Source organism: Allochromatium warmingii (assembly GCF_900107145.1).
GTDB classification, from domain to species: Bacteria; Pseudomonadota; Gammaproteobacteria; order Chromatiales; family Chromatiaceae; genus Thermochromatium; species Thermochromatium warmingii.
This window is the reverse complement of record NZ_FNOW01000001.1, coordinates 56,678-69,847: the sequence shown is the minus strand read 5'-3', so window position 1 is coordinate 69,847 and position 13,170 is coordinate 56,678. Positions and strand designations below refer to the sequence as shown.

General features: G+C 57.1%; 8 protein-coding genes and 1 tRNA gene. 4 read left to right on the top strand and 5 right to left on the bottom strand.

Annotated features, from left to right (window positions below; genetic code table 11):
- Positions 1-72: 72 nt before the first annotated feature.
- Genes BLW10_RS00310 through bchF form a run of 4 tightly spaced genes read right to left on the bottom strand, consistent with a single transcriptional unit; the run spans position 73 to position 7,147 of the window.
- Positions 73-3,807, bottom strand: coding sequence for a magnesium chelatase subunit H (locus BLW10_RS00310; protein ID WP_091331388.1), 3,735 nt, complete (start codon positions 3,805-3,807; stop codon positions 73-75).
- Positions 3,782-5,362, bottom strand: a complete 1,581-nt coding sequence (gene bchB / locus BLW10_RS00305; RefSeq protein ID WP_091331387.1) for a ferredoxin:protochlorophyllide reductase (ATP-dependent) subunit B — start codon at positions 5,360-5,362, stop codon at positions 3,782-3,784. Before bchB ends, BLW10_RS00310 begins: the two co-directional genes overlap by 26 nt.
- A gap of 4 nt (positions 5,363-5,366) precedes the next feature.
- The gene (locus BLW10_RS00300) at positions 5,367-6,611 is read right to left on the bottom strand and encodes a ferredoxin:protochlorophyllide reductase (ATP-dependent) subunit N (RefSeq protein ID WP_091331385.1); all 1,245 of its coding nucleotides are present in this window, start codon (positions 6,609-6,611) and stop codon (positions 5,367-5,369) included.
- Positions 6,608-7,147, bottom strand: a complete 540-nt coding sequence (bchF, locus tag BLW10_RS00295; RefSeq protein ID WP_091331383.1) for a 2-vinyl bacteriochlorophyllide hydratase — start codon at positions 7,145-7,147, stop codon at positions 6,608-6,610. Before bchF ends, BLW10_RS00300 begins: the two co-directional genes overlap by 4 nt.
- Before the next feature lie 372 nt (positions 7,148-7,519).
- Between bchF and ppsR the strand changes: the two genes are divergently transcribed.
- The 4 genes from ppsR (at position 7,520) to BLW10_RS00275 (ending at position 11,649) form a co-directional block, all read left to right on the top strand.
- Complete coding sequence (gene ppsR, locus BLW10_RS00290) at positions 7,520-8,992, top strand: transcriptional regulator PpsR (protein WP_091331382.1); 1,473 nt, start codon at positions 7,520-7,522, stop codon at positions 8,990-8,992.
- Between the two features lie 213 nt (positions 8,993-9,205).
- Positions 9,206-10,117 (top strand): chlorophyll synthase ChlG, encoded by a 912-nt coding sequence (chlG, locus tag BLW10_RS00285; protein WP_091331380.1) that lies wholly within the window; start codon positions 9,206-9,208, stop codon positions 10,115-10,117.
- A 125-nt stretch (positions 10,118-10,242) separates the two neighbouring features.
- Entirely contained in the window at positions 10,243-11,433 is a 1,191-nt protein-coding gene (locus tag BLW10_RS00280) for a geranylgeranyl diphosphate reductase (RefSeq protein ID WP_091331378.1), read from the top strand.
- A 139-nt stretch (positions 11,434-11,572) separates the two neighbouring features.
- Positions 11,573-11,649, top strand: a tRNA-Arg gene (locus BLW10_RS00275).
- Positions 11,650-11,743: 94 nt separating this feature from the next.
- Here BLW10_RS00275 and argE read toward each other — a convergent pair.
- The gene (gene argE / locus BLW10_RS00270) at positions 11,744-12,913 is read right to left on the bottom strand and encodes an acetylornithine deacetylase (protein WP_425425867.1); all 1,170 of its coding nucleotides are present in this window, start codon (positions 12,911-12,913) and stop codon (positions 11,744-11,746) included.
- Positions 12,914-13,170 lie beyond the last annotated feature (257 nt).

The window sequence follows — 13,170 nt, the reverse complement described above, 5'->3', positions numbered from 1 at the left end:
GCTGGACTTGCACACTGCCCTCGCCGTCTGGATGACTGGGCAAGTGAAAGCCGCTGGATGATGCCTGCACCGTCACGCTGCCGCCTCCTGGAACACACCTTCGAGCCGATCTTCCAATTCTTCTCCTGCACGTCGCAGTGCTTCGAGCGTCGCTTCATCGGGCGACCAATAATTGCGTTCATGGGCTTCGATCAGCCGATTGGCGACCTTCGCCGACGCGGTTGGATTGAGCGCCGCGAGCCGATTGCGCATCTCGTCATCGAGCACAAAGGTCTCGGTCAACTGCTGATAAACCCAGGGCGCAACCTGTCCGGTCGTCGCCGACCAGCCCATCGTATTGGTGACATGCACCTCGATCTGACGCACGCCCTCATAGCCGTGCTTGAGCATCCCTTCATACCACTTGGGATTGAGCATCCGCGTGCGCGTTTCGAGCGCGACCTGTTCGGCCAGCGTGCGCACCACGCCATCACCGCGTGTCTGGTCGCCGATGTATACCGGTACCTCATCGCCCTTGTACTGACCGACTGCTTTGGCAATCCCGCCGAGGGTATCGAAGTAATGGTCAACTGTGGTGACGCCCAGCTCGACTGAATCGAGATTCTGATAGGCCAGTTGCACATGACCGAGACAGCTTTTGAGCAATTCGGCCTGCTGCACCGGCTTACCTGAGCGGCCATAGGCGAAGCTCTTGCGGCGGGTGTAGGTCTCGGCCAGCTCGCCTTCGTCGTCCCAGGTGCTGCTGTCGATCAGGTGATTAACGTTGGCCCCGTAAGCGCCATCGGCGTTACTGAACACGCGCAAAGCGGCGGTTTCCAGATCGCAATCATGCGCCTGCTGATACTCCAGCGCGTGCTTGCGGATGAAGTTCTGCTCAACCGGCTCGTCAGCGCAGGCGGCCTGATAGGCAGCATCCGCTAATAGCTTGGTCTGCAATGGCAACAGATCGCGGAAAATGCCCGAAAGCGTCATCACCACGTCAATGCGTGGCCGCCCAAGTTCTTCCAGCGGAATCAGGGTCGCACCCGCCAGCCGCCCATAATTGTCGAAACGTGGCCGCGCACCAATCAGCGCCAGCGCCTGACCAATCGGGCCGCCTTCGGTCTTGAGGTTATCGGTACCCCAGAGCACCAGCGCGATGGTTTCGGGGAAGCCGTTGCCCTCGGCCAAATGGCGTTCGATCAAGAGCGCCGCGTGTTTGAAGCCATCTTTCACGGCAAACAGACTCGGCAAGCGGAACGGATCGAAGCCGTGCAGATTGCGTCCGGTCGGCAGAATCGCCGGCGTGCGCAACAGATCGCCGCCGGGTGCGGGCGGAATAAAGCGCCCATCGAGTGCCCGCAAAATCGCTGGAATTTCCGTATCTTGCACTAACAGGCGGTCGATTTCGGCCAGCTCGCGGAACAGCGTGACATATTCTTCAGAGGTCGCCATCTTGCCCGCTTTCAGCGCCTTATCCGGCGATTTCCCGGCAATCAGAGCTTCGAGCGCGGCGCGTTCGGGGCGAATATCTTTTGTTGATTCGGCAATCGCCATCAACAAATCGACGCGCTCTTCTGCGGTCGGCGATTCACCGACAACATGCAGACCGTGCGGAATCAGGGTGTATTCCAGTTCCAACACATCTTCGTTGAGCTTAGCGATCCGCGCTGCAATCTCGGCTTCTGTCCACGCCGGTTCTAACTGCGCCAGCTCCAGCGCGGCGGCTTGGGCTTGGATAATCTCAGCCAGCGAGGTGCGCTCATCGACTTCAGACGGCGGCAGCGACCGCCACCGCTCCATCGAGCCTTTGAGATCAATCAAGCCTTTATACAATCCGGCATGAGCAATCGGCGGCGTGATGTAGCTAATCAGGGTTGCGGCGGAACGGCGCTTGGCAATCGTGCCTTCGGACGGATTGTTCGAGGCATAGAGATAAATATTCGGCAGATCCGAAATCAAGCGATCCGGCCAGCATTCAGCCGACATACCGGCCTGTTTGCCGGGCATAAATTCCAGCGCCCCATGCGTACCGAAATGCAGCACTGCATGAGCGCCGAAATCATCGCGGATATAGCGATAGAAAGCAGTAAAGGCGTGAGTCGGCGCAAAACCTTTCTCGAACAACAGGCGCATCGGGTCGCCTTCGTAACCGAAGGACGGCTGAATGCCGACGAACACGTTGCCGAATTGGGCACCGAGCACAAAGATCGACGCGCCGTCGCTCTGCTGCTTGCCGGGCGCAGATCCCCACTGCTGCTCGATCTCGGCTAAATAGGGTTCGCGCTGCACATGATCATCGACCGGAATGCGCGTGTGGACATTGGCGTGTGCGCCATAACGTGCAGCATTGCCGTTGACAATACGTTCGCGCAGGTCGTCAACGCTTTCCGGCAGATCGACGCTGTAGCCCGCTGCTTCCAGCGCGACCAGCGTGTTATAGAGCGACGCAAATACCGACAGATAGGCGGCGGTGCCAGTATTGCCGGCATTTGGCGGGAAGTTAAACAGCACCGCTGCAACCTTGCGTTGAGCACGCTCGGCCCGCCGCAGCCGCACCAGTTTTTCAACCCGCGCCGCGAGCATCTGCGTGCGCTCAGGATGGGCCTGCATATCGCGTGCGCCATCGTCTGCGCCGCCGCCGTTGCGTCCGCCATACACCAGCGATCCGGCTGCGCCGTCGAGTTCGGGAATCGCCACCATCATGGTCGCTTCGACCGGCATCAGACCCTGCGCCGATTCCTGCCACTGATCGAGCGTCTGGAACTCAACCGCCATCGTCGAGAGATAGGGTACATCGAGCCGCTTGAGAATCTCTTCGGCAGCGTGCGAATCGTTATAGGCCGGGCCGCCAACCAGTGAAAAGCCAGTGAGCGAGACCACCGCATCGACGGTCGCGATGCCATCCTGCATAAAAAAGGCTTCAATCGCCGGACGTGCATCCAGACCACTAGCAAAGGCTGGAATCACATGCAGGCCACGCGCTTCGAGCGCCTGAATCACGCCGTCATAGTGCCCAGTATTGGTGGCGAGTACATACGACCGCATCAGCAGCAACCCGACACGACCTTTTTTCGCGTCCTGAATGCCGGGCAACTGATTGAGCTTGTCGGAAATGCGGCCCTTCATGCGCGGATGATAGAGACCGACTTCAGGATATTCGACCGGCGCGGCGACCTTGAGCGAACCGCGCAGATGCGCCCGCTCGCCAGCGGCATAGCGATCCACGAGAAAACGCACCATGTTGGCTAGGTTCTCATCAGAACCGGCCAACCAATATTGCAGCGTTAAGAAATAAGCGCGGACATCTTGCGCCGTGCCGGGGATAAAGCGCAGCAGCTTCGGGATACGGCGCAGCATCGACATCTGCTGGGCACCGGCGCTTTGCTTGCGCTCTTTATTGCCGCGCAGTTTCTTGAGCAGCGCCATCGGGCCACCGCTGGAAGAGCCGTCCATGCTGAAGCCGCCCATGCGCGTCAGCTTCATCAGTTCTGAGGCCGACATGCAGACGATCATTGCATCACACTGATCGCGGCGGGCGGCGAGTGCCGACAGGATCGGCTTAAAATGCTCTTCCATGACCAGCATGGTGACCATGATGATGTCACCGGCGGCGATGTCCTGCTGGCAGCGTTCGAGTGAAGCCGGATCGTCCGCCCATTCGGTGGCCGCGTGCAGCTTCAACTGCAACCCCGGCAGATCGCGCTGCACCTGCGGGAGCGCACGTTGCGTCGTTCCCGCTAAATGGCCATCGAGATTGATGATGACGACGCGAACTGGAGTCGCGTTGGGGCGCGTCTGATCAGCGGCCGAAGTGCGCTTTGGCATCGTAGAGCGTCTCCACAGTGATGGTCTGGATCCCGCGTTCCTCGGCGAAACGCTCAGTATTGCGCTTGGCTTTGCCGCGCACGAAGAACGGGATCTTTTTCAGTTCCTGCTCGGCGTCCGCTGCCCACACCATTCCCCCAGCATCCGCCGCCGCAGTAGCAGGCATCGGTGCGGTCGGTGTCTCAGGTGCTGGATTTGAGCGTGCCGCTGTCGATCCGAGATGCGACGGTGTTGCCCCGTCGTGAAACTCAAAATCCTCGCGGAACATAGTCACGAGATGTTCTTCAAGTCCCATCATCAACGGATGCACCCAAGTATCGAAGATGACGTTGGCCCCCTCGAAGCCCATTTGTGGCGCATAGCGCGACGGGAAATCCTGAATATGCACCGGCGCGGAAATCACCGCACAGGGCACGCCTAACCGCTTGGCGATGTGGCGTTCCATCTGGGTGCCGAGCACTAATTCGGGATGCAGTTCGGCGACCTTGGCTTCGACTTCAAGATAATCATCCGTAATCAACGGCTCGACGCCATAGCGTTTCGCCGCCTCGCGCACTTCGCGGGCAAATTCGCGGGCATAGGTGCCTAGCCCGACGACCGTGAAGCCTAATTCATCCGCCGCCATGCGCGCCGCCGCGACCACATGGGTGGCATCGCCGAAAATAAATACCCGCTTGCCGGTCAGATAGGTCGAATCGACCGAACGCGAGTACCAAGGCATTCTAGACGAGATTGGCGCGGGCGTCGTGTCCAGTTCCAGACCAGCGGCGCGGGCGGCTTCGTGCAGAAATTCATGGGTTGCGCCGATGCCGATGGGAACCGTCTTGACCACCGGCTGACCGAAACTGCGGCGCAGCCAATCACAGGCTTGATCGGCAATTTCGGGATAGAGACAGACGTTAAAATCCGCTTCCGGAAGGCGCAGTAAATCCGCCGGTGATGCACCGAGCGGCGCGACCACGTTGACGCCAATGCCAATCGAATCGAGCAGGCGCGTGACTTCTAAACTATCGTCACGGCAGCGATAGCCGAGCGCGGTCGGGCCGAGCAGATTCGCGGTCGGGCGCGTACCGGCGGCGCGTAATTCACGCGCAGTGCCGGGCGCGGGAACGCGGTTTTTCAGCAATCCGCGCACCATCTGATAGAAGGTCTCGCTTGCGCCCCAGTTCTCCTTGCGCGTGTAAGCAGGCAATTCCAGCGGCAACACCGGCACCGGCAGTCCCATGCCCTGCGCCAGTGCTCCGGGTTGATCTTGGATCAATTCGGCAGTGCAGGATTCGCCGATCAAAATCAGCTCAGGCTTAAACCGCTCGTAGGTCGCCTCAACCGTCGTTTTGAACAACTCAGCGGTATCGCGTCCCAAATCACGCGCCTGAAAACTGGTATAGCTCACCGGCGGGCGCGATGGGCGGCGCTCGATCATGGTGAACAGCAAATCGGCATAGGTATCGCCCTGGGGGGCATGGAGAATCAGATGCACGCCCGTCATCGACGCGGCAATGCGCAGCGCACCCACATGCGGCGGCCCTTCATACGACCAGAGTGTCAACTGCATGGCATCAAACCTTCAGAAGCGCACCGCGTACCAGCGGGCGTGCAAACAATTCGGCTAAATCGGCCGCTTGGTCAAACCCGTGAACCGGCGTGAACACCAGTTCAATCGACCATTTAGTGCGCAAGCCCTCGGCTTCGAGCGGATTAGCCAGCCCGAGACCGCAGACGGTGAGATCGGGGCGAGCGGCGCGGAGCCGGTCGAGTTGCAAATCGAGATCCTGCCCTTCAGTCAGATGCAGATCCGGCGGCAACAGCGGCAATTCGGCTTCCATGAGCTGACGATCTAAGAACGGCGTGGCGACCTCAACTAACTCCATGCCACATTCACGCTGAAGAAACCGCGCCATCGGAATTTCTAACTGCGAATCCGGCAAAAAGCTGATGCGCTTGCCAGCGAGGATGTCACGCTGCCGCGCCAGTCCGGTTTGAGCGCGGGCAATCGCTGGCGCTGTGACGCGCTCTAGCTGCTCGGCGGCGATGCCCCAGGCATCCGTTGCGGCCTTGAGCCAAGCGCGGGTGCCTTCGATACCGAACGGATAGGGCGCGGTGAGCAGGGTTGCGCCGCGCTGTTGCAACGCCCGTGCGGTCTCGCCAACAAAGGGTTGCGCCAGCAACATCAGGGTACCGCTGCCGACCGATGGATAGTCAGTCGCATGACGCGGCGGCAAAAACTCAACTGGGCCAATGCCCAACTCGGCAAATAACCGCTTGAATTGATCCTCGACCACATCCGGCAGCGTGCCGACAATCAACAGCGACCGCTCGCCCGCCGGACGGGTCGGCAATTCGGGCAGCAGCGCCTGCAAACACGCATCTTCGCCTTGCGTAAACGCGGTTTCTAAACCGCTGGCCGAATAATCGAGCACGCGCACGCGACCGCGATAGACCTCGGACAGCCGCTCGGCGGCCTTGCCCAGATCGAGCTTGATGACTTCGGACGGACAGGAACCGACCAAAAACAGCGTCTTGATGTCGGGACGGCGCTCCAGCACTTCGGCGGCCACGCGGTCGAGTTCTTGATTGCAGTCAGCGAGACCCGCTAAATCACGTTCCTGCAAAATCGCGGTCGCAAAACGCGGCTCGGCAAAGATCATTACGCCGGCCGCCGATTGCAGCAGATGGGCGCAGGTACGCGAACCAACGACCAAAAAGAAGGCATCTTGAATCTTGCGATGCAGCCAGACAATGCCGGACAAGCCACAGAACACCTGCCGTTGTCCCTGTTCGCAGCGAATCTCCGGGGCGCTCATTCGGCAGCTCCGGCCAGTGCGCCGCTATTGGGGACGGATTCGGTGCGCTCGGCATCCATGCGCTGACTATCGAGCCGTGCCGCCCGCAGTTTGATTAAAAACTGACCGGCATTGATGATGTAGGTCGCATAAGCGGCGAGCGCAATGAACATCTGGGTCTGGTGGTCAAGTCCAGTAAAGACGGCGACCAAATAGGCGGTATGCAGCGCCAGCACCAACATACTGAATACATCTTCCCAGAAAAAGGCTTCAACAAAGAGATATTTGCCAAAGACGACCTTTTCCCAGATCGAGCCGGTAATCATGATGGTGTAGAGCACTAACGTTTTGACGACAACCGAAATGGTCGCCGCCTCATAGCCAAAGTCTGTCAGCAGATAGCGCAGCACCAAAAACAGACTGACCAAAAAGACCAAAAACTGCACTGGCGCAAGAATGCCCTGAACAATTGTCCAGACAGATTCATCCCGTCGCCGCCGCTCTTCTGGGGTGTAGAGTGGCCGACGCGGGGGCTTGGAGGCGGAATCTTGGGTCATCGTGTGTGCGAGGTCAACATTGTGGGATAAAAAGATCCCGTCAATCTTCACTGAATCGTGAGCGGAAATCTAGTCTGCTTTCTCTAAGGCGTCAACCAAACTTTACGTAAACCTGACTTGACAACGCCGCGCAAGCTACCAAAATAGCGACTAGCCCCGAATTGGGAACCATTGTGTATGCTGGTCTGTGCCTGATCTCGCATTTCTTAACTCTAATAGGGAATTGAACCGCGCCTGTGTGCTGGCTCGAACCGTCGCTTGTTGTACTGCGCTCGGAGCGCACCTGCCAAAATGTTGCACGATCGCTGAGGAATCCACTGCCATCATGGCTGAACTGACTGCGCCGACTTGGAGCGCGACGGGCCGCCCCCGATGGCCGTGGAGGGTCTGGAGCGCGTGAGTCCGTTCACCCCGATGACTGAACGTTTAGGCGTCCTCGATGCCAGCACGACGGCGGCCTTAATCGAAGGGCTGGCCGATGTCGCTGTGACCCTTGATGCCGCTGGGATGGTGCAAGAGGTCGCCTTTGGCAGCGACGATCTACGCGCCGATTTCGGCGGCGATTGGATTGGCCAGCCGTGGTTGGCGACCGTTTCGCTCGACACCCGCCCGAATCTGGAAGCCTTGCTCGATGAAGCGGGTTATCAGTCGATCACGCGCTGGCGACAGGTCACGCATCGCAGTGCGCGTGGAATTGAGATCCCGATTCAATATCGCGCCCTGCGCCTCAGAAATGCACACGGGCCGATCATCGCGCTGGGGCGCAATCTGCAAGGCTTGGCGGCGCTGCAACAGCAGTTAATCGACGCCCAGCAAGCCCTAGAGCGCGATTATTGGCGCTTTCGCCAAGTCGAAACCCGCTATCGGCTGCTGTTTCGCATGGTCGCTGAAGCCATTCTCATCATCGACGCGCCGACGCAGCGGGTTGTTGAAGCCAATCCCGCCGCCGGTCAACTGCTCGGCGAAGCACCGACGCGGATTATCGGTCGTCCGTTCCCCGAAGGCTTTGATACCGATAGCACCCAAGCCATCAACGGCTTACTCGCGGGCGTGCGGGCGGCTGGGCGTGGCGATGATGTGCGGGCGCGGCTGGTTGATGGAGCGGAAGAATTTCTCGTTGCCGCTTCGTTATTGCGGCAAGAAAACGCTGCATTTTTGCTGGTGCGCCTGTCGCCGATTTTGTCCGAATCCGCCGCCAATGCGCCGCCGGATGTCAAAGCGCGGTATCTGCATGTGTTAGAGCAAGCGCCCGATGGCTTGGTCATCACCGATGCCGACGGGCGCATTTTGACGGCTAACAGCACTTTTTTGAATCTGGCCGAAATCGCCACTGAACAGCAAGCACGCGGCGAGCCACTCGACCGCTGGCTGGGTCGTCCAGGCGTGGATCTGAACGTGCTCATGGCCAATCTGCGCCAAGATACAACGGTGCGACTGTTTGCGACCCTGCTACGCGGCGAGTACGGCACGATCACTGAAATCGAACTCTCAGCCGCAGCCGTGCGCAGCAGCGAGCGGCCCTATTTTGGCTTTTTCATCCGTGATATTGGGCGACGCCTGCATAGCGAACCGCCGACCACGCCGGAGCAAACGCGCTGGCTCGATCAGCTCACCGAGCGTGTTGGGCGCGTGCCGCTCAAGGAATTGGTGCGCGAATCGACTGATACCATTGAGCGGCTGTGTATTGAAGCGGCGCTCAAACTCACGGGTGATAATCGCGCCTCAGCTGCCGAATTGCTGGGCTTGAGTCGGCAAAGTCTGTACGTCAAAATTGATCGTTACGGCATTGTTGCAGACCATCATCACGCGGCGGCGACCGCTGCCGAAGAGCCATCAAAAACCTGAAATTCGTTGAATTGTTTTTTGGAACCGCAAAGGGCGCAAAGTTTATTCATGGTTTGAGATTAAGCATCATAGCAATTCATTGGAATCGACTCTGCTTAATCATCAACTAAAATGATCTAAAATAATCTTTGAGTTCTTTGCGCCTGTGTGGTTCTCAATTCACCTCAGCGCATTTTAGAAATAAACACCTTCCTAGAACGACAGGTTTTTTGCATGAATCACACCACGGTCAGCCTGACCCGGACGTATCCCGAACCGAAGGCGATTCTCGAAGTCTTGCACCCGATTACGTGGTTTCCGCCGATGTGGGCGTTTACCTGTGGCGTGGTCTCTTCCGGTGCGCCAATTCTGGAACAATGGTGGCTGTTGCTGGCCGGTATTCTGCTCGCCGGGCCATTACTCTGCGCAACCAGTCAGGTTGTCAATGATTGGTATGATCGGCATGTTGATGCCATCAATGAACCCAATCGCCCAATTCCGTCCGGTCGCATTCCCGGACGCTGGGGTTTGTATTTATCGCTGATGTGGACAGCCGTTTCACTAGCACTCGCCTATGCGCTTGGCCCCTGGGTTTTTGGCATGGCATTACTCGGCGTTTTCATTGCTTGGGGCTATAGTATGCCGCCCCTACGTTTTAAGAATAACGGCTGGTGGGGCAATTTAGCTGCCGGCATTTCCTATGAAGGATTAGCTTGGATTACTGGCGCTGCCGTGATGATTGGTGGCGCTTTACCCGGCTGGGAAATTCTATTACTGGCGCTGCTCTATAGTCTTGGTGCGCACGGTATTATGACGCTCAATGATTTCAAAGCCATTGAAGGCGATATTCAAATGGGCGTGCGCTCGTTGCCAGTGCAATTAGGCGTCGATAAAGCAGCTTGGTGGGCCTGTAGCGTCATGGGTTTACCGCAAGCGGGTGTGATTGCGCTGCTGTTTGCTTGGGATAAACCCGCGCACGCGATTGCAGTCACCGTCGTCTTATTGATTCAGGTTGCCTTGATGGTACGGTTTCTCGCTAAACCAATTGAACGCGCTGTTTGGTTCAGTGGTTTAGGCGTCACCGTCTATGTCACCGGCATGATGATTAGTGCCTTTGCCGTGCGCGGGTTGGCTTCTGCTGCCTAATTTAAAATAGACAGGATTTACAGGATGTTTCAGGATTAACAGGATTTTAAATAATCTTTAAAAAAATCCTGTTAATCCTGATAAATCTTGTTCATCCTGTCTAAATTCCTAGCGAGATTGTATTCATGTCTAACCTTAAAACCTTTGATGTCGTCGTGATTGGCGGCGGCCCGGCTGGTGCAACGGCAGCGAATGATTTAGCCAAACTCGGTCGTTCTGTCTGCTTACTCGACCGCGCTGGACGTATTAAACCTTGCGGCGGAGCTATTCCACCGCAAGCGATGCGTGAATTTGATTTACCTGAATCTGTGTTGGCAAATCGCGTTACATCCGCTCGCATGATTTCACCTTCAGACCGCAAGGTGAATATGCCGATTGAAAATGGTTATGTCGGTTTAGTGGATCGCGAGCATTTTGATGAGTGGCTCCGAACACGAGCGGCTGAGTCCGGCGCGACCCGCGTAACCGGCACCTTTGAAAAGATCGAGCGCGATAACGATGGCACAGCGATTGTCGTTTATCGTCCGGGTCAGGGTCGCAATGATTCGCCAAGTGAACAGATTCGAGCGCGGGCCATTATTGGCGCAGACGGTGCTAATTCATTTGTCGGCAAGCATTATGTTCCCGGCTATGAAACAGTTAAATATGTTTCAGCCTATCACGAAATTCTGCGCACACCGGAAGGCTTTGATAACAGCCGCTGTGATGTTTATTATCAAGGCGATATTTCACCGGATTTCTACGGCTGGGTGTTTCCGCACGGCGATACAATTAGCGTTGGCGTTGGCACTGCCGTGCCCGGTTTTTCATTACGTGCTGCCTGCACGGAATTAAGCCGCCGCGCTGGATTAGCTGATGCCGAGATTTTACGTCGTGAGGGTGCGCCGATTCCGCTTGAGCCGCTCAAATGCTGGGATAATGGACGCGATATTTTGCTTGCCGGTGATGCCGCAGGCGTGGTTGCGCCAGCGTCCGGCGAAGGCATTTATTATGCGCTGCTCGGCGGTCGATTAGCGGCGCAAGCGGTCGATGAATTTTGCCGCACGGGTGATCCTAAAGCACTAAAACTGGCGCGTAAGCGGTTTATGAAAGATCACGGCAAGGTCTTTTGGGTGCTCGGCATGATGCAGCGTTTCTGGTATTCCAGCGATAAGCGCCGCGAGCGATTTGTCAGTCTCTGCGCTGATCCAGATATTCAATATCTGACTTGGGAAGCCTATATGAATAAGCGGCTAGTGAAAGCGCGTCCCGGTGCGCATTTACGCATCTTCTTAAAAGATATGGCGCATCTGCTGGGATTAGTGTCGCCGCGTTGATGTGATGATTTTTTACTAGTACAGAGCGGGCGTGATTGTGTTGTAATCACGCTCGCTGATTGCATTTGATGGATTCAAGTCGGATGTCATTCAGGCGTCCACGCTGGGCTAAAATGCCTGATTCTGTCTGTCTCTATACGCCCTCGTAGCTCAGTTGGATAGAGCAATCGCCTCCTAAGCGATAGGTCGCAGGTTCAAATCCTGCCGTGGGCACCATTTTGCTGCTTTTCTGTGCTTATCTTCTATTGAGCAGCGCCGTAACCAATAGAATGCTGAAGCGATGATCTTCAGCATTTAAAATCAGTGCGCATTATGAGCGCACACCACAAAACTGCTGAATTAACGCCCGCAAAATCTCCAGCATCGGTGGAATGCGATCAAGGGCTAAAAATTCATCCGGCTGATGCGCTTGTGCAATATCACCCGGCCCAAGAATTAACGTATCCATGCCGAGTTGATTCAAAAACGGCATTTCTGTGCCAAAACTCACCGCCTCGGCGCAATAGCCAGTCAGCGATTCACAGGCCCGCACAATCGGCGCAGTAGCGGGCGTTTCAGCGGGTGGAATCGGTGTAAACAGCGGCTCAACTGACCACTGTAACCCGCGCCGCTCGCTGACTTCCGCTACGCGCTGCGCTAATTCGGCACGCAAATCTGCCGGATCCATGCCCGGCAGCACGCGCAGATCCAGATGCAGTTCGCAATCGCCACAGATGCGGTTGGGATTGTCGCCGCCGCGAATCTGACCAAAGTTGACAGTGGGATAGGGCACCGGAAATGCCGGATGCTGATGGGTGTGTTGCAAGGTCTCGCGCCAAGCCATCAGCGCCGACAGGACTGCGTGCATCCCATCGAGCGCATTGTTGCCAAAACGCGGATCGCTGGCATGACCACTGCGCCCAATCAGCCGCACCGCTTCGCCCATCACGCCTTTATGGAGCCGCACCGGGCGCAAATTAGTCGGTTCACCGATAAGCGCGTGCCGTCCGAGTGGGCGTCCGGCATCGGCGAGGGCGCGGGCACCGTGCATCGCTGATTCTTCATCAGCAGTGGCTAAAATCATCAGCGGAGCACGTAAATCCGCCGCTTGCAGGCCCCGCGCCGCTTCCAGCGCCAGCGCAAAAAACGCCTTCATATCTGATGTGCCCAGCCCGTAATAGCGCCCGTTGGCCTCGGTGAGCTTGAGCGGATCATAGTTCCAGAGTGGCGCATCAAAAGGGACAGTATCCGTATGACCCGACAGCACCAGACCATCGGGGCCAGAGCCGAGCGTGCCGAGCAGGTTAAATTTGCGTGGATGCCCAGGCACCGACAGAATCTCAACCTGAAATCCAGCCCGCTCCAGCCAACCGGCTAACAGCATAATCAGCGGTTCGTTGCTGTGATCGAAGGCCGACGTCACGCTGCTGACGGAAAGCGTGCCGATTAAGGCTTCGAGCATGGTCGTCAGCGGTGGCGGTTGCGTGAGGGTAGTCATCATGTAAGAAAACAGTCTATTCAGTTGATCTGTTGAGCTGATTTGGCTGCGGTTAAGTGTTTGTTCATACTCGGTTAATGGCCATCCTGACGCATACCGCCACTCAATGCTATTGACGCATGACTGTAGCGCGAACCTCAGCGTGAAACAACGCCCAACCCGAATAGACCGGATGCAAATACCGGCTGCGCTCGGCTTCGTCACAAGTTAGTCATACGTTTTTGTTTGAATGAATCATTGCGCCATCTGCATTGAAATAA